At 61.1% G+C, this 15,823-nt stretch carries 16 protein-coding genes and 1 tRNA gene; 14 read left to right on the top strand and 3 right to left on the bottom strand.

Going from position 1 to position 15,823, the window contains the following annotated elements; translation table 11 throughout:
• Nucleotides 1–45: 45 nt before the first annotated feature.
• The 10 genes from atpB to murA all read left to right on the top strand — a co-directional run bounded on the left by atpB (nucleotide 46) and on the right by murA (nucleotide 8,686).
• A complete protein-coding gene (gene atpB / locus HMPREF3092_RS02425) occupies nucleotides 46–834 on the top strand; it encodes a F0F1 ATP synthase subunit A (protein WP_019175437.1) in 789 nt (262 codons plus the stop codon).
• A gap of 85 nt (nucleotides 835–919) precedes the next feature.
• On the top strand, nucleotides 920–1,150 hold the full coding sequence (gene atpE / locus HMPREF3092_RS02420) for an ATP synthase F0 subunit C (RefSeq protein ID WP_062021720.1): 231 nt from the start codon (nucleotides 920–922) through the stop codon (nucleotides 1,148–1,150).
• A 20-nt stretch (nucleotides 1,151–1,170) separates the two neighbouring features.
• Nucleotides 1,171–1,725, top strand: coding sequence for a F0F1 ATP synthase subunit B (locus tag HMPREF3092_RS02415; protein ID WP_019175435.1), 555 nt, complete (start codon nucleotides 1,171–1,173; stop codon nucleotides 1,723–1,725).
• Nucleotides 1,725–2,525 carry a F0F1 ATP synthase subunit delta gene (locus tag HMPREF3092_RS02410; RefSeq protein WP_061942524.1) on the top strand — a complete coding sequence of 267 codons (801 nt, stop codon included), beginning with the start codon at nucleotides 1,725–1,727 and terminating at the stop codon, nucleotides 2,523–2,525. The genes HMPREF3092_RS02415 and HMPREF3092_RS02410 overlap by 1 nt, the downstream gene beginning before the upstream one ends.
• A gap of 42 nt (nucleotides 2,526–2,567) precedes the next feature.
• Nucleotides 2,568–4,199 carry a F0F1 ATP synthase subunit alpha gene (atpA, locus tag HMPREF3092_RS02405; protein ID WP_070423707.1) on the top strand — a complete coding sequence of 544 codons (1,632 nt, stop codon included), beginning with the start codon at nucleotides 2,568–2,570 and terminating at the stop codon, nucleotides 4,197–4,199.
• Nucleotides 4,200–4,224: 25 nt separating this feature from the next.
• Nucleotides 4,225–5,145, top strand: coding sequence for a F0F1 ATP synthase subunit gamma (locus HMPREF3092_RS02400; RefSeq protein ID WP_019175432.1), 921 nt, complete (start codon nucleotides 4,225–4,227; stop codon nucleotides 5,143–5,145).
• Between the two features lie 39 nt (nucleotides 5,146–5,184).
• Nucleotides 5,185–6,639, top strand: coding sequence for a F0F1 ATP synthase subunit beta (gene atpD, locus HMPREF3092_RS02395; protein WP_019175431.1), 1,455 nt, complete (start codon nucleotides 5,185–5,187; stop codon nucleotides 6,637–6,639).
• A gap of 3 nt (nucleotides 6,640–6,642) precedes the next feature.
• Nucleotides 6,643–6,900, top strand: coding sequence for a F0F1 ATP synthase subunit epsilon (locus HMPREF3092_RS02390; protein ID WP_019175430.1), 258 nt, complete (start codon nucleotides 6,643–6,645; stop codon nucleotides 6,898–6,900).
• A gap of 35 nt (nucleotides 6,901–6,935) precedes the next feature.
• Nucleotides 6,936–7,403, top strand: coding sequence for a DUF2550 domain-containing protein (locus HMPREF3092_RS02385; protein WP_061942533.1), 468 nt, complete (start codon nucleotides 6,936–6,938; stop codon nucleotides 7,401–7,403).
• Nucleotides 7,403–8,686, top strand: coding sequence for a UDP-N-acetylglucosamine 1-carboxyvinyltransferase (murA, locus tag HMPREF3092_RS02380; protein ID WP_019175428.1), 1,284 nt, complete (start codon nucleotides 7,403–7,405; stop codon nucleotides 8,684–8,686). Before HMPREF3092_RS02385 ends, murA begins: the two co-directional genes overlap by 1 nt.
• 31 nt (nucleotides 8,687–8,717) lie before the next feature.
• Here murA and HMPREF3092_RS02375 read toward each other — a convergent pair whose 3' ends face one another.
• Both HMPREF3092_RS02375 and nucS read right to left on the bottom strand, forming a co-directional pair.
• Nucleotides 8,718–9,698 carry a pirin family protein gene (locus HMPREF3092_RS02375; RefSeq protein WP_019175427.1) on the bottom strand — a complete coding sequence of 327 codons (981 nt, stop codon included), beginning with the start codon at nucleotides 9,696–9,698 and terminating at the stop codon, nucleotides 8,718–8,720.
• A 144-nt stretch (nucleotides 9,699–9,842) separates the two neighbouring features.
• On the bottom strand, nucleotides 9,843–10,538 hold the full coding sequence (gene nucS, locus HMPREF3092_RS02370; protein WP_070423706.1) for an endonuclease NucS: 696 nt from the start codon (nucleotides 10,536–10,538) through the stop codon (nucleotides 9,843–9,845).
• 31 nt (nucleotides 10,539–10,569) lie between these two features.
• Between nucS and HMPREF3092_RS02365 the strand changes: the two genes are divergently transcribed.
• Entirely contained in the window at nucleotides 10,570–10,869 is a 300-nt protein-coding gene (locus tag HMPREF3092_RS02365; RefSeq protein WP_070423705.1) for a hypothetical protein, read from the top strand.
• Between the two features lie 79 nt (nucleotides 10,870–10,948).
• On the opposite strand, the gene HMPREF3092_RS02360 is transcribed toward HMPREF3092_RS02365, so the two are convergent.
• Nucleotides 10,949–12,415 (bottom strand): cell division protein, encoded by a 1,467-nt coding sequence (locus HMPREF3092_RS02360; protein ID WP_070423704.1) that lies wholly within the window; start codon nucleotides 12,413–12,415, stop codon nucleotides 10,949–10,951.
• A gap of 220 nt (nucleotides 12,416–12,635) precedes the next feature.
• On the opposite strand from HMPREF3092_RS02360, the gene HMPREF3092_RS02355 reads away from it, so the two are divergent.
• The 3 genes from HMPREF3092_RS02355 (at nucleotide 12,636) to HMPREF3092_RS02345 (ending at nucleotide 15,793) form a co-directional block, all read left to right on the top strand.
• Nucleotides 12,636–13,826, top strand: a complete 1,191-nt coding sequence (locus tag HMPREF3092_RS02355; RefSeq protein ID WP_061942543.1) for an acetyl-CoA C-acetyltransferase — start codon at nucleotides 12,636–12,638, stop codon at nucleotides 13,824–13,826.
• A gap of 129 nt (nucleotides 13,827–13,955) precedes the next feature.
• Nucleotides 13,956–14,028: transfer RNA gene (locus HMPREF3092_RS02350), tRNA-Arg, on the top strand.
• A 142-nt stretch (nucleotides 14,029–14,170) separates the two neighbouring features.
• Nucleotides 14,171–15,793 (top strand): inorganic phosphate transporter, encoded by a 1,623-nt coding sequence (locus HMPREF3092_RS02345; RefSeq protein ID WP_083274207.1) that lies wholly within the window; start codon nucleotides 14,171–14,173, stop codon nucleotides 15,791–15,793.
• The last annotated feature ends 30 nt before the right edge of the window (nucleotides 15,794–15,823 follow it).

Raw genomic sequence — 15,823 nt, 5'->3', positions numbered from 1 at the left:
CTTTGGGAGTTAGCCCTGTTTAACGCGTCAGCTCTGACTTCATCGGTGTCCCTCGTCGCAGAGGGAGGAGGCTTCCACGCACCAGGGCTCGAAGAGTTCTTCCCCAGCGCTGTGCTCTTCGCCGGGACCCCCTTTGAACTCAACCGGATCATGATCATCCGGATCGCAGTTTCCCTCCTCATGGTGCTGGCCTTCTGGCTGATGCTTCGCGGCGGCCGACTGGTTCCCACCCGCGCTCAGTCGATTGCGGAAATGGCGCTTGAGTTCTGCCGCAAGGGCATCGCCCACGACATCCTCGGCAAAAAAGACGGCGACCGCTTCTTCCCGCTGATCGCCGTCATCTTCCTGACCGTGTTCTGCATGAACATCACGGGCATCATCCCGTTCCTCAACATTTCGCCGAACTCGAACATCGGCATGCCGCTCGTGCTGGCCGTCGTCGCCTACTTCGTCATGATCGGCGCCGGAATCAAGGCCCAGGGCGGTGGCGCCTACCTTAAGAGCCAGCTGTTCCCGGCCGGTGTTCCGCCGCTGATGTACATCATCGTGACCCCGATTGAGTTCGTCTCGACCTTCATCGCCCGCCCGGTTTCGCTCACACTGCGTCTGACCTTCAACATGATCGTCGGCCACCTTCTTCTGGTGCTGTGCTTTGCCGCTACTCACTTCTTCTTCTTCGAAGCCGGCGGCGGTCTCTTTGCACTCGGCGGTCTGACTCTCGTCGGCGGTTTCGCCTTCACACTCTTCGAAATCCTGGTAGCCGTGCTGCAGGCATACGTCTTCGCACTGCTGACCGCTGTGTACATTCAGCTGAGCATCGCTCAGGACCACTGAGGTACAACCCCACAAACTCCTGTAACACACGGGACCACGGTCGGCTTAAGCCAGTCGGCCAAGATATCGGAAGGAAAAACATCCCATGGATACAACCATTCTCGCTGAAGTCTCGGGCAACATCTCTACGGTCGGCTACGGTCTGTCCGCTATCGGTCCCGGTATCGGTATCGGCATCCTCGTCGGCAAGACCGTCGAAGGCATGGCTCGCCAGCCTGAGGTCTCCGGCCAGCTGCGCACCACCATGTTCCTGGGTATTGCATTCGTCGAGCTCCTGGCCTTCCTCGGCATTGCAGCTCACTTCATCTTCGTCTGATCTGGAATAAGGACCGACTCTTGACCCCGACTACTTTCATCGCCGCAGGGGCTTCTGACCAGAACCCTATGATTCCGGCTGTCTACGACATTGTGTGGTCGCTGGTCTGCTTCGTCATCATCCTGCTCGTTTTCTGGAAGCTCATCCTTCCGAAGTTCAAGGAAGTCCTTGACGAGCGATCCAGGCTTATCCAGGGCGGCATCGAAAAGGCCGAACGTGCACAGGCCGAAGCCGATGCAGCGCTGGAAGAGTACCGGATGCAGCTTGCCGAGGGCCGCGCAGAGGCAGCCCGTCTGCGTGCCGAGGCTCAGGAAGACGGCGCTCAGATCATCGCTGACATGAAGCAGCAGGCCAACGAAGAAGCCGAACGCATCATCTCGACTGCCAAGGCGCAGATCGCAGCTGAGCGGCAGGCAGCAATGATTTCGCTCCGCAGCGAAGTCGGCTCGCTGGCCACAGACCTCGCATCCCGCATCGTCGGCGAATCGCTGCAGGACGACGCCCGTTCCAACGGTGTTGTCGACCGCTTCATCGCTGACCTCGAAGCACAGGCTCCGGCCGGCAAGGACGCGTGATGCTGGCATCGAGCAGAAATTCACTGCTGCAGACCGTTGACGAGGCAGCGACCGTCGTCACGCCCGGAACCGGCTTTGCAGCCGATCTCCTGGCAGCTGTCGGCGTTTTCGCTTCGGATGTTCAGCTGCGACGCGTTCTCACGGACTCGGCAGTCGACGTTGAAGCTAAGCGCGGCCTTCTGAACTCGCTGTTCGCAGGCAAGCTGTCGGCTCCCGCCGTCGATCTGCTCGTCAGCGCCGCCGGACGTCGGTGGGCGCGCGTTCAGGACTACGTGACCGCAGTCGAAACCGCTGCTGTGTCACAGCTGGCCGCACACGCGCAGTCGCAGGAGCGCCTGGGCGAGGTCGAAGAAGAGCTGTTCCGCTTTACGCGTCTGGTTCTCTCTGATCACGACCTCGAACGGGCCCTCGAATCTGACGCTGAGCCGGCCGCAAAGGAACAGCTGCTGCAGCAGATCGTCGGCAGCCGCGTTTCGGCAGAAACGCTCATGCTGCTCGTCCACGGTGCTGTCAACCCGCGCCGTCGTCGAGTCTCCGAAGCCTACGAGAACTTCTCGGAAATCCTCGCATTCCGTCAGCAGCGCGCAGTTGCGGACGTGACTGTCGCACGGGAACTGACCGAACAGCAGAAGTCCCGTCTCGAGGCAGCTCTCTCGGCCAGCTTCGGTCGCAAACTCGTTCTCAACATCCGCATCGACCCCGACGTTGTCGGCGGTGTCCGCGTGCAGGTTGGAGACGAAGTTATGACCTCGACGATTGCCGACCGACTCGCAGAAGTTGAGCGCAGGCTCGCAAGCTAACAGCGGCCGCGCCGCACAAACCAAGGAAGCAGGGAAACCGCGATGGCGGATCTGACAATTCGCCCGGAGGAGATCCGGGACGCGCTGGGGAAGTTTGTAGAGAACTACAAGCCCGCCTCGGCTGACAAGACGGAAGTGGGCACCGTTGTGACCGCTGGCGACGGCATCGCCAACGTGTCCGGACTGCCCGGAGTTATGGCCAACGAACTGCTGCGCTTCGAAGACGGCACGCTCGGTCTGGCCCAGAACCTCGACGAACGCGAAATCGGCGTGGTCGTTCTCGGCGAATTCGCCAGCATCGCCGAAGAGCAGAAGGTCTACCGCACGGGCGAGGTTCTTTCGGTGCCCGTCGGAGACAAGTTCCTCGGCCGCGTTGTCGACCCGCTCGGCAACCCGATCGACGGTCTCGGCGACATCGAAGCCGAAGGTCGCCGTGAACTCGAGCTTCAGGCTGCCGGCGTTATGGACCGCAAGGAAGTCAAGGAGCCCATGGAGACCGGCCTCAAGGCCATCGACGCCATGGTGCCCGTCGGCCGCGGCCAGCGTCAGCTGATCATCGGTGACCGCAAGACCGGCAAGACCGCTCTTGCGATCGACACCATCATCAACCAGAAGGCCAACTGGGAATCCGGCGACCCGAGCAAGCAGGTTCGCTGCATTTACGTGGCCTGTGGTCAGAAGGGCTCGACAATTGCGTCGGTCCGCCGCTCGCTGGAAGAAAACGGCGCGCTCGAGTACACCACCATCGTGGCTTCGCCCGCCTCGGACCCGGCAGGCTTCAAGTACCTTGCTCCCTACGCGGGTTCGGCTATCGGCCAGCACTGGATGTACCAGGGCAAGCACGTCCTCATCGTCTTCGATGACCTCTCCAAGCAGGCTGAGGCCTACCGTGCGATCTCGCTTCTGCTGCGCCGTCCGCCGGGCCGTGAAGCATACCCGGGTGACGTCTTCTACCTGCACTCGCGCCTCCTCGAGCGCTGCGCCAAGCTCTCTGACGAGCTCGGCGGCGGTTCGATGACCGGTCTGCCGATCATCGAAACCAAGGCAAACGACGTCGGTGCGTTCATTCCGACCAACGTCATTTCGATTACCGACGGACAGATCTTCCTGCAGTCGGACCTCTTCAACGCAAACCAGCGTCCGGCCGTCGACGTCGGTGTCTCGGTTTCGCGCGTCGGTGGTTCCGCTCAGCGCAAGCCTCTGCGCGGTGTTTCGGGAACCCTGAAGATTTCCCTGGCTCAGTACCGCTCACTTGAAGCGTTCGCGATGTTCGCATCCGACCTCGATGCTGCCACCAAGCGTCAGCTGGACCGCGGTGCTCGCCTGATGGAACTGCTCAAGCAGGGTCAGTACGACCCGATGCCTTCCGAAAAGCAGACCGTGTCCATCTGGGCTGGCTCTGAAGGCCACCTCGACGAGATCCCCGTCGAGGACGTCCTGCGCTTCGAACGTGAATTCCACGACTACCTCGAGCGCAAGACCGAGATTCTGACCACGATCGCGAACCTCAACGACAAGCTCGGCAAGGACCTCCTGGGCGAGCTTGAAACCGCGATTACCGAATTCAAGCGCGAGTTCCAGTCTTCGGACGGCGGCTCGGCGATCGGCACTGAAGACTTCGACGCCACGAACGAAGAAGAAGTCGTTCAGGAGCAGATCGTCAAGCAGCGCTGATCGGGTATAGGGAAAGGAAGTACTGATGGGAGCTTCACAGAGGGTCTTCAAAGCGAAGATCAACTCGACATCGTCCTTGAGGAAGATCTTCAAGGCGATGGAGCTCATCGCGGCTTCCCGTATCCAGAAGGCCATTCGCAGGGTCAAGGACGCAACGCCGTACGCCAACGCGATCACACGCGCGGTTTCCGCAGTCGCAACGCAGTCGAATGTCGACCACGTTCTGACTACGGAACCGGAGAACGTGCGCCGCGCTGCGGTTGTCGTCATCGGCCCCGACCGCGGCTTTGCCGGAGCATATTCATCGAATGTGATCCGGCGGGCAGAAGAGCTCGTTCAGCTTCTCGACGAAAAGAACGTTGAACAGCAGCTCTACGTGGTCGGACGCAAACCCGAAACGTACTACACGTTCCGTGAGCGTCAGCTGGCCGGCGCCTGGACGGGATTCTCTGAGAACCCGACGGTCGAAGACGCCCAGAAGATCGGCAACACGCTTCTGGAAGCCTTTGATCGCGACTTCGGCAACGACGGTGTCGACGAAATCTACTTCGTCTACACACGGTTCGTGAACTCCGTTACGCAGGAGCCCGAACACCGTCGTCTGCTTCCGCTTGAGGTTGTCGAAGCCGATGAAGATCACCCGGCTCCGACGACCGCTGACGGTCCTCTGCCGCTGTACGAATTCGAGCCAGACGCAGAAACAGTGCTCAACGCACTGCTGCCGAAGTACATCGAATCGCGCATCCTCGCTGCGCTGCTCAACGCGGCAGCATCTGAACAGGCTGCACGCCAGCAGGCAATGAAGACCGCAACCGACAACGCAGACGACCTCATCCGGACGTACACGCGACTCGCCAACTCGGCGCGTCAGGCTGAGATTACCCAGGAGATCTCTGAGATCGTCGGCGGTGCAGACGCACTTGCCGGCGCAGGATCTGCTGACTGAAGCGTCTAACGCCCTAAGAGAGCAGAAAAGAAAGAGAACATGACTGCAACCGTTACTGAAACACCCCAGGTCAAGGGTGGGGTCGGGCGGATCTCTCGAGTTATCGGCCCCGTTGTCGATATCGAGTTCCCGCTCGATTCGGTTCCCGCAATCTACAACGCACTCAAGACTGAGGTCGAACTGTCTGAGGGCACCCGCGAACTGACGTTCGAAGTCGAGCTGCAGCTCGGCAACGGCATCGTCCGCGCCGTGTCGATGCAGCCGACTGACGGTCTTGTCCGCGGTCAGGAAGTCCGCGACACCGGCGGCCCCATTTCGGTGCCCGTCGGCGATGTCACCAAGGGCAAGGTCTTCAACGTCACCGGTGACGTCCTCAACGACTCGATGATCGACGAACCCTACGAGATCACCGAGCGCTGGCCCATCCACCGCACCGCGCCTAACTTCGACCAGCTGGAATCGAAGACTCAGATGTTCGAAACGGGCATCAAGGTCATCGACCTCCTGACCCCCTACGTGCAGGGTGGAAAGATTGGTCTGTTCGGTGGTGCCGGTGTCGGTAAGACCGTTCTGATTCAGGAAATGATCACCCGTGTCGCCCAGGATCACGGTGGTGTGTCTGTGTTCGCCGGTGTCGGTGAGCGCACCCGTGAGGGCAACGACCTCATCCACGAAATGGACGAATCGGGAGTTCTGCCCAACACCGCACTGGTGTTCGGCCAGATGGACGAACCGCCGGGCACGCGTCTGCGGATCGCCCTGACCGGTCTGACCATGGCTGAGTACTTCCGCGACGTTCAGAAGCAGGACGTGCTTCTGTTCATCGACAACATCTTCCGCTTCACGCAGGCAGGTTCGGAAGTCTCGACGCTACTGGGCCGTATGCCCTCGGCTGTGGGCTACCAGCCCACCCTGGCTGACGAAATGGGTGTCCTCCAGGAGCGCATTACGTCGACCCGCGGTCACTCGATTACGTCGATGCAGGCCATCTACGTCCCCGCTGACGACTACACCGACCCGGCTCCGGCAACTACGTTCGCGCACCTCGACGCCACCACGGAACTGTCGCGTGACATCGCTTCGCGCGGTCTGTACCCGGCTGTTGACCCGCTGACCTCGTCGTCGCGCATCCTCGACCCGCTGTACGTCGGTCAGGACCACTACGACACTGCCGTGCGCGTCAAGCAGATCCTCCAGAAGAACAAGGAACTGCAGGACATCATCGCCATCCTCGGTGTTGACGAACTGTCCGAAGAAGACAAGCTCACGGTTCACCGCGCACGTCGTATTGAGCAGTTCCTGTCGCAGAACACCTACACCGCTCTGCAGTTCACCGGTGTTGAAGGCTCGACCGTTCCGATCAAGGACACGATCGAAGGCTTCAAGGGCATCTGCGACGGCGATTTCGACCACATCCCCGAACAGGCCTTCTTCAACGTCGGCCCGATCGACGATGTGCTGCGCAACTACGAGAAGCTCCAGAAGGAGAACTGATCCATGGCACTCGACGTCACCGTCGTCGCCGCTGACCGCGAAGTGTGGTCCGGCCAGGCGAAGCGCGTTGTCGCTAAGTCCGTTGAAGGCGAAATCGGAATCCTGACCGGTCACGAACCGGTGCTTGCCGTGATCGCCGGCGGCGACGTGAGGATCATTGACTCCAACGACCAGCTTGTGACCGCTCACGCGGCTGGCGGGTTCATGTCGGTTGAAAACGACCGTGTGAACATCGTCGCCGACACAGCGAAGCTGGTCTGACCAAACCCCGACGCCTGCGAACGTAGACTGACACTGTGAATGCATCTGTCCTGCTGATTATTCTGCTCTCGTTGGTGGGATTGGCTGCTATTGCAGTTGCAGCAGTCTCCGTTCGCCGTCGGGCCATTGGCCGCCTTAAGGGCGCCTTTGACTGCTCATACAGCGTGGGCGGTGACTCCAGTCACCGCCCACGCTGGCGTTTGGGCGTTGCGGTTTTCAGCGTCAGCACTCTTGATTGGTATCCGATCTTCGGCTTTTCTTCGCGCCCCGCGGTGCGTTTGCCGCGCTCGACCATGGAGATTGCTGAGCGCACGAAACCTGAAGGCGATGAGCGCTTCGCGGTTATGTCGGATGCCTATATCGCCACTTTGACTATCAACAGCGGAAACCCTGATCCCCGCATCTGCAGGCTCGCTCTCGATGCTGATTCGCTGTCTGCTCTGTCCGCGTGGATCGAATCGTCTCCGCCCGGCGACAACATCGCCGTCGGAAGGTTCAATTGATGGAAGTCTTCCGCGTCCACGGCCCTGTTCGCTTGGAAGGCTCGGTAGAAGTCCGAGGTGCCAAGAACAGCGTCCTCAAACTCATGGCCGCCGCTCTTCTTGCTCCCGGCCGTTCTGTCATCACGAACGTTCCTGCGATTCTCGACGTGTCGATCATGGCCCGACTCCTTGAACGGCTCGGCTGCGATGTTGACTACGATGCGCCGGCTGGCGCCGTCTCCATTGACGTTCCTGAGCGCACGGATATTCAGGCTGATTATCAGCTTGTGCGTGCGATGCGCGCCTCTATTTCTGTTTTGGGTCCGCTGATCGGTCGTATGCGCAGCGCCAAGGTCGCACTTCCCGGTGGAGATGCCATTGGGTCGCGCGGTCTTGATCTGCACGCAGCAGGTCTCAGGGCTCTGGGTGCAGATGTTCACCTTGATCACGGCTATTTTGTTGCCGAGGCGCCTGCTGGTCTGCACGGTGCTGATATCGCCTTGGCCTTTCCTTCTGTCGGAGCGACAGAGAACCTTGTGATGGCGGCAGTTCTGGCAGATGGGCGCACCGTCATTGACAACGCTGCCAAAGAACCGGAGATTGTCGACATCTGCTCGATGTTGGTGAGCATGGGTGCGAAGATCGACGGCATCGGCACAGCTCGTCTCGTCATCGACGGCGTAGACAGTCTGCGCCCCGTGGAGCACAGCTGCGTGCCCGACAGAATTGTGGGCGGCACGTGGGCCTACGCTGCGGCGATTACGGCCGGCGATGTCGAGGTCGTGGGCGTCACGCGTGATCTCTTCCCGAATGTTCTTGACAAGCTCGAAGCAGCCGGCGCCTCGATTTCTGACACTGAGCGCGGTCTGCGTGTCATCGGGCCTGAGCGGCCTCGCTCGGTGAACATCTCTACTCTTCCGTTCCCCGGTTTCCCCACTGATCTGCAGCCGTTTGCCATTGCCCTGAACGCGGTCGCCGACGGTGTTGGCGTGGTGACAGAGAACCTGTTCGAGGCTCGCTGGCGGTTTGTGCATGAACTTGCCCGCCTCGGCGCGAACATCGCAATTGACGGTAATCACGCTCTTATCACCGGTACGGATGAGCTGACGGGGGCCGAGGTGGAAGCCTCCGATATCCGCGCTGGTGCCGGTCTGGTTCTTGCTGGTCTTGTTGCCAGTGGAACTACTGAGGTCGCAGGGGTCGATCACATCGACCGCGGCTACGAATTCTTCGCCGAGAAGCTGCGAGCTCTCGGCGCGCACGTCGAGCGGGACGCCGTACCGGAGGTCCTCGACTTCAGCTGAGTGCTGAGTTTCAGATCAGTCTTCGCGCGGCTCAGTCTTCGTCTGGCAGTGTTGGCAGAGACAGCGTGTCGGTCGGGTTTTCCGGAAGAGGACCGAAGACTACGGTACGTTCCTCGTCATCCTGTTCTTCATCGACCTCGATTTCGCTGCGGTACTGCGCGTACCACTGCTCGATTTCTTCGTGTGAGCGCCCGGCGAAGTTCCACCACATGACGATTTCCTCGTCGAAGGGCTGGCCTCCGAACAGCACAAGTCGCGTGGGGACATCGGCGGAGAGCCGAACGGTGCTGTTGCCCTGGGGGATGAAGGCGAGCTGTTCCGCTTCGATGACGGCTGTTGTGCCGTCTGCGAGTGTCAGCTGAGCTTCTCCGGAATCAACGAGCAGGCCGTGTTCAAAATGGTCGCTCAGCGGAATCTCAGCCGTGCCGTAGATGTCCAGCTGTGCTGCGACGACGCTCACGACAGGGTCGATGGGGGAGCGAACCTCACCCACGGATCCCACATAGACCCTGACTTTGCAGTCGCCGGCGTAAAAGCATTCCGCGGGATAATGCTGGGTGGAAGCCGGAGCAAAACGGTGCTTGTCCGGAAGCGCGTACCAGAGTTCCACCCCGTGGAGGATTTCTGTGTCTTCCGTTGTGAACTCGGAGTGCGAAGCCCCACGACCGGCTATAAACAATGAGGCTTCACCGGGTTCGACGGTCACAGAGGTGCCTGTTGAGAAGGTCTCTGTCAGGCTGCCGCTGAACAGCATCGGCATGCACGCCACACCCGCATGAGGGTGCGTGGGCGAGGTGAGCTTGCCGGTTTCGTCGTCAACGCCCTGTGGACCGAAGTGGTCGAGGTAGCACCACGGGCCGATCATGCCAAGTTCGTCGTGAGGCAGGGCGCGGCGCAGCGGAACGCCGTGCGTGTCTACGCTGCGGATATCGCGCGGTTCGACAACGGTCAGTTCAGTGGCATCGGCTGCCGTGCACACATGAACGCGGGGCCGCTTTTCCAGATTGCTCATTGTTCGTCTCGCTCCTTGCGAGGGTAACCAGCTTAGGTCGACGGACGTCGGCAGATACGGCGTTCTGCCGTGCCCACCGCGATGACCCTAGCACTCGCGGCTCAAAGCCGCCGGCAGCAAAGCATCCGCGGCGTGTGGGAGTGCTCAGAACAAGCGGGATTCTGAATCGTCTACTCCGCGCATGGCGTCGTAGTCCAGAATGACGCAGCGGATTCCGCGATCCTCTGCGAGGGTGCGCGCCTGGGGTTTGATTTCCTGGGCGGCGAAGACGCCCGTGACGGGTGCCAAAAGCGGGTCTCGATTGAGCAGCTCCAGGTATCTGGTGAGCTGCTCAACACCGTCGATTCCGCCTCGTCTTTTGATTTCGACGGCGACCGAGGCGCCCTCGCCGCTGCGGGCGAGGATGTCGACTGGGCCGATGGCCGTCATGTACTCCCTGCGCACGGTTGTGTAGCCCTCGCCGAGCGTGTCGATCTGGTCTGCCAGCAGCTCCTGCAGGTGTGCTTCGACGCCGTCCTTGATGAGACCGGGGTCGACGCCGAATTCGTGGGTAATGTCTTCTAAGACCTCGGCGATCGAGATGATGAGCCGGTCCTTGGTCTTTTCAGCCGCGACAGTCCAGACTTCCCGGATGCCGGCTTCGGCCTGCTCGTCGGACGGCTCATCTACTCGAAGCTGTGCCGGGGCGGTCATCCAGTTCAGCGGCTTGTAGGAGCCGCCGTCGGAGTGGACGAGCACTGAACCATCGGCCTTGAGCATGACAAGCCGTTTAGCCATGGGCAGGTGGGCGGTCAGACGACCGACGTAGTCAACACTGCACTGAGCAATCACCAAACGCACGTCGCACACTCTACGTGACACAATGATGTCTATGCCACGCTCCCCATCGAACCGCCGCCGCAATAAGTGGCAGCAGCCGCATCGACCTCTGTCGTCGATGAACTCTGTGCGCCGTTCGATCACGGAACCGGACGGCACGTGGATTGTGCAGCAGATCCGCAGCGGCACACCGGGCAAGGTCTACATCTGCCCGGGCTGCAACCAGGATCTCCCCGCCTCCACACCGCACACTGTCGCGTGGCGCTCAGGCGATGAGTTCGGCTGGGGGACCGGTGTGGGGGAGCGTCGGCACTGGCACACCTCGTGTTTCAACGCCCGCAGCCGTCGGTGAATGTTCCGCGCTGATGCCAAAACCGGCGCCGCTTCTGCGACGCCGGTTTTCTATGCTGCAGGTTTCCTAAGTTGACTGGTCAGCTGTTCGGGTTCTTAGCCTGTGACGGTCCGTTTGCCTGACCGTTCGGCTTCTTATCGGGCTGAGCGCCTGCAGGCTTCGCCTGAGCGGACTTTGCGTCTGAGCTCTGTCCAGCTGACTGCTTGGCAGCCTGCTGGCCGGAAGCCGACGGCTTGTCGCCCTGTCCGGCCTCCCCGCCTTCCTTGCCCGAGGCGTCGGTCTTCTTCTGTGCCGAGCCTTCGGCTGCTTTGAGTTTCTCGAGTTCTTCCTTCGAACCGATCTTCTCGGTGGGGTAGGCGGCTGCCTTGATCTGATCCGAGCGGTCGTCTTCGAGGTCGACATCGTCGAAGAGCCCCGGTGCGCTGAACATGGAGCGCAGCTGCTCCATCTGGGCGGTGATGGTGCGGCGCTGCTTGGTCAGCAGGTCGACCTGCGACTGTGCCGCGGACACCGAGCGCTTGGCTTCGGCAGCGGATTCTTCCAGTGTTGCCTCGGCGGTTTCGCGTGCTTCGTTGATGAGCTCCTGGGCGCGAGCCTTGCCGTCGGCAATGATCTTGTCGGCCTTTTCGAGAGCTTCCTTGCGGGTCTTTTCAGCGCGTTCAGCCGCTTCCTTGGCATCGGCGTCGGCCTTGGCCGCTCGATCAGCTGCTGCCTTCTGCAGCTTCTGGTTTTCCTCCTGGGCCTTGGTGAAGCGCTCGTTTTCGGCCTTTTCGTGGTCGGCACGGATCTTGGCGAGGCTGGCAGCCTGGGCGTCGGCGGCCTTTTTGGCCTCAGCCGACTGTTTTTCAGCTTCTGTGCGCAGCGTGTTCGCTTCGGCCTTGGCCTTTTCCAGAAGCGTGTCGGCTTCCTTCTTGGCTGCGGCAATCGTGTCTGCAGCTTCCTTTTCTGCAACGGCGCGCTTTTCATTCAGTTCGCGCTTGAGCGCTTCGTAGGAGTCAGACTTTTCTGCAGCGGAGTCGTCGCGGATCTGCTGGGCTTCGCGCTCAGCGGTCTGCTTGAGTTCCGCGGCGCGCTTTTCTGCGGCATCGATCGTCTCAGAGGCGCGCAGATCTGCGGCCTTGGCAGTGGCCTCTGCTTCTGCGCGAGCGCTGTTCAGCGTGTCGTTGCTTTCAGTGTGCATGCGGGCACGTGAGGACGCGGCGTCTGCGCGAGCTTTGTTGCGGATGGTTTCGGCATCCGCGGTTGCCTGGGCGAGGGTTTCGCGCGCCTGGGATTCGGCGATCTTCAGCAGCTGGTCGATGCGGCTGCCGGGAGGGCCAGCCTGGGCGGCGTTGTCGTCAGCTGCCTTTTTCAGCTGCTGCTTGGCTTCGGAGAGTTCGCCTGCGATCTGCAGCTTTGCGCGGTCAGCCGCGATGACCTGGCTGCGAGCGTCGGAGAGGGCCTTGCGGAGGGATTCGATTTCCTGCTTGAGCTGGCTCAAACGCGAATCGACTTCGTTCTTTTCGTACCCCCGCATTGCTGTGCGGAATTCTTCCGGTTGTGTCACGGTTCCGATTCTCCTTCGTCCGAATGCTCTGCGTGCCCGGCGATGCAGCCGTCAGGCGCGCCTCAGTGCTGAGCCACTAGGGGCAATTCTACGTAGTCAGCTTCACATTTCCTCAAAGAGGGAGCCCCCGCGGGCCGCAGTGTCGTGGGTCACTGTCGGTGCTCTAGGATTGTTCCCAAAGTGAGGCGAGACTCACTGAAACCTCAGCAAAGGAGTTCTCATGGCAGAAGCCGTCATCGTCGCCGGTGCCCGCACGCCGCTGGGCAAGATGTCCGGTGGACTGGCAAGTCTTTCCGCAGTCGATCTTGGAGCACACGCCATTAAGGGCGCGCTCGACAAGGCCGGAGTCGCTCCGGACGCCGTTGAATACGTCCTCATGGGGCAGGTCCTGCAGGCCGGTCTCGGACAGGGTGCTGGCCGTCAGGCCGCAGCTAAGGCAGGCATCCCCATGAACGTTCCGGCCGTCACGCTCAACAAGCTGTGCCTGTCGGGCATCAACACCATCACCCACGCCGCGATGCTGGTTCGCTCCGGCGAGTACGACGTCGTCGTTGCCGGTGGCCAGGAATCGATGACGAACGCGCCGCACATGCTTGAGAAGTCGCGCGCCGGCTTTAAGTACGGCACGATTCAGATGCGCGACCACATGGACTACGACGGTCTGTGGGATGCCTTCACGGATCAGGCCATGGGTGGGCTGACCGAGTCGATGAACGATGAAGACGGCGTGCACTTCTCACGCGAAGAACAGGACGCTTTCGCCGCGCAGTCACACCAGCGCGCCGCTAAGGCCTGGGCTGACGGCAAGTTTGCCGACGAGGTCGTGCCGGTCACGATCAAGACCCGCAAGGGCGAAGTCGTCGTCGACAGCGATGAAGGTGTCCGCGCCGGCACGACCGCTGAATCCATGGCCGGTCTGCGTCCGGCGTTCCGCAAGGACGGCACCATCACCGCCGGCAACGCCTCGCAGATCTCTGACGGTGCTGCGGCCGTTGTCGTCATGAACAAGGACAAGGCGGTTGAGCAGGGCCTGCCGATCCTTGCGGAAATCAAGTCGCACGCCTGGACTGCAGGCCCGGACTCGACGCTGCAGCACCAGCCCTCGCAGGCCATCAAGGCCGCTGCTGAACGCGAAGGCGTGGCAGCGGACTCGTTCGACCTGTACGAAATCAATGAGGCTTTTGCCGCGGTGTCGCTGGCTTCCATGAAGGACCTCGGCATTGATGATGAGCGTGTGAACGTCAACGGCGGTGCCGTGTCCCTGGGTCACCCGATCGGTGCCTCGGGAGCGCGCATTGTCCTCCACCTCGCCCTGGAACTTCAGCGCCGAGGCGGAGGCAAGGGTGTCGCCGCCCTCTGTGGCGGCGGTGGTCAGGGTGACGCTCTCATTGTCGAGGTGCCGCAGGCCTGATCCTGTCTGAGTGACCTCCGCAGGGGTCGGCATCGGGGTGATCCGATGCCGACCCCAGCTGTCTGTGTGGGCACGACCGCACAGCCGGGGTCGTCGAAGTCGCGGCGGGCGCTAGAATGGCGTGCTGAAGCCTCCATAGCTCAATGGATAGAGCAACGGCCTTCTAATCCGTAGGTTGCAGGTTCGAGTCCTGCTGGGGGCGCTTCTTCAGCCCGGGCGCGTGGTGTCACAACCACGGTCCGGGCTTAATCGTTCTTCGTACATTCGTCACACAGAATTCACACAATTGGATCCTGTGTGTCAACCGTCTGCGTCACTATGAGGCCACTACGGAAAGGCTTTCTATGTCGCAGACAACCAAACCTCAGCAGAACATCTCGGTGAAACCCGGTGGTCCCGGTTTCCTGGGACCGGACCGTTGGTGGCACATTTCCTTCGGTGGCCTCATGACGATCGCGCTCGTCGTGTTCATGGTGTGGTCATTCGGCTACGTCGACGTCGGAGCGAACAAGGTTGTCCTAGTGCTGACGGTCCTCTTCGGACTGTTCATGGCCTTCAACATCGGCGGCAACGACGTTGCCAACTCCTTCGGCACGAGCGTTGGCGCCGGCACCCTGTCGATGAAGCAGGCGCTCGTCATCGCCGCAATCTTTGAAGTCAGCGGCGCAGTCCTGGCCGGTGGGGAAGTGACCGAGACCGTGCGCTCGGGCATCGTCGACCTCAATGCGATCGACCTTGAGCCCATGGACTTCGTGTTCATCATGATGTCAGCGTTGCTGGGCGCGGCCATCTGGCTGCTGGTGGCAACCCGCATGGGCTGGCCCGTATCGACAACCCACTCAATTGTCGGCGGCATTGTCGGTGCAGCCCTGACCCTGGGCATCACGACCGGCACCGGCGGTCTCGAAATGGTGCAGTGGGGCGAAATCGGCAAGATCGTCATGTCGTGGGTGCTTTCACCCCTGCTCGGCGGAGTCGTCGCCTGGGTGCTGTTCGGGCAGATCAAAAAACACATCCTCGTCTACAACGAGGAAATGGACGTGAAGCTGCGCGAACTCAAGAGCGAACGCGCTGAACTGCGCACTAAACACAAGCAGGCCTTCGAACGTCTCGACGAACTGCAGCAGATCTCGTACACAAACGCCATGGCGCGCGATGCCTCGGTCTACCAGCGCGACGACTACGATCCGGAAGAATTCGAATCGGAGTACTACCACGACCTGCACCGCGTAGAAACCCGGGCCAAAGAAATCAACGCGCACCGCGCATTGGAAACATGGGTGCCTCTGCTGGCAGCTTTCGGAGCTGTCGTCATCGGCTCGATGATGCTGTTCAAGGGGTTGAAGAACCTCAACTTCGAACTGAGCTCGGTCGGCAATTTCCTCATCCTGGGCATGATTGCCGCAACCGTGTGGATGGCGGTCTTCATCTTCGCGCGCTCGCTGAAGAAGCGGGATCTGTCGCGCTCAACGTTCCTGCTGTTCAGCTGGATGCAGGTTTTCACGGCCTCCGCGTTCGCCTTCAGCCACGGATCCAACGACATTGCCAATGCCATCGGACCGTTCGCGGCGATCCTCGATGTGCTCAAGACCAACCAGATCAATGACGAGGCGGGGGTCCACCCGGCTGTCATGCTCACTGCAGGTGTCGCCCTGATTGCCGGTCTGTGGTTCATCGGCCGGTTCGTGATCAAGACCGTAGGCTCGGGACTGACCGAAATGCACCCGGCCTCCGGCTTCGCCGCAGAGCTTGCCGCCGCCGGTGTGGTCATGTTGGCCTCTGTTCTCGGTCTGCCGGTGTCGTCGACGCACATCCTCATCGGTGCTGTTCTCGGTGTCGGCATTGTGAACAAGGCGGCCAACTGGAACCTGATGAAGCCCATCGCACTTGCCTGGGTCATTACGGTGCCGGCTGCCGCGGTGATTGGTGCGATCGGAGTCTTGGCTCTTCGCGCCGTGTTCGGCTGATTCAGTCCGTGCTCGCTCTGTGCTGGTTCT

The sequence above is a fragment of the Brevibacterium sp. HMSC24B04 genome, from assembly GCF_001806835.1.
GTDB classification, from domain to species: domain Bacteria; phylum Actinomycetota; class Actinomycetes; order Actinomycetales; family Brevibacteriaceae; genus Brevibacterium; species Brevibacterium ravenspurgense.
This window is presented reverse-complemented; position numbering and strand designations above follow the sequence as displayed.

Excerpts from the sequence above, each read along its gene's own strand:
- HMPREF3092_RS02375 (WP_019175427.1), bottom strand. The coding sequence starts at position 9,698 with ATGAGCAATCTGGAAAAGCGGCCCCGCGTTCATGTGTGCACGGCAGCC.
- HMPREF3092_RS02355 (WP_061942543.1), top strand. The coding sequence starts at position 12,636 with ATGGCAGAAGCCGTCATCGTCGCCGGTGCCCGCACGCCGCTGGGCAAG.
- atpD (WP_019175431.1), top strand. The coding sequence starts at position 5,185 with ATGACTGCAACCGTTACTGAAACACCCCAGGTCAAGGGTGGGGTCGGG.
- atpA (WP_070423707.1), top strand. The coding sequence starts at position 2,568 with ATGGCGGATCTGACAATTCGCCCGGAGGAGATCCGGGACGCGCTGGGG.
- HMPREF3092_RS02410 (WP_061942524.1), top strand. The coding sequence starts at position 1,725 with ATGCTGGCATCGAGCAGAAATTCACTGCTGCAGACCGTTGACGAGGCA.
- murA (WP_019175428.1), top strand. The coding sequence starts at position 7,403 with ATGGAAGTCTTCCGCGTCCACGGCCCTGTTCGCTTGGAAGGCTCGGTA.
- atpE (WP_062021720.1), top strand. The coding sequence starts at position 920 with ATGGATACAACCATTCTCGCTGAAGTCTCGGGCAACATCTCTACGGTC.
- HMPREF3092_RS02345 (WP_083274207.1), top strand. The coding sequence starts at position 14,171 with ATGTCGCAGACAACCAAACCTCAGCAGAACATCTCGGTGAAACCCGGT.
- HMPREF3092_RS02390 (WP_019175430.1), top strand. The coding sequence starts at position 6,643 with ATGGCACTCGACGTCACCGTCGTCGCCGCTGACCGCGAAGTGTGGTCC.
- HMPREF3092_RS02365 (WP_070423705.1), top strand. The coding sequence starts at position 10,570 with ATGCCACGCTCCCCATCGAACCGCCGCCGCAATAAGTGGCAGCAGCCG.
- HMPREF3092_RS02400 (WP_019175432.1), top strand. The coding sequence starts at position 4,225 with ATGGGAGCTTCACAGAGGGTCTTCAAAGCGAAGATCAACTCGACATCG.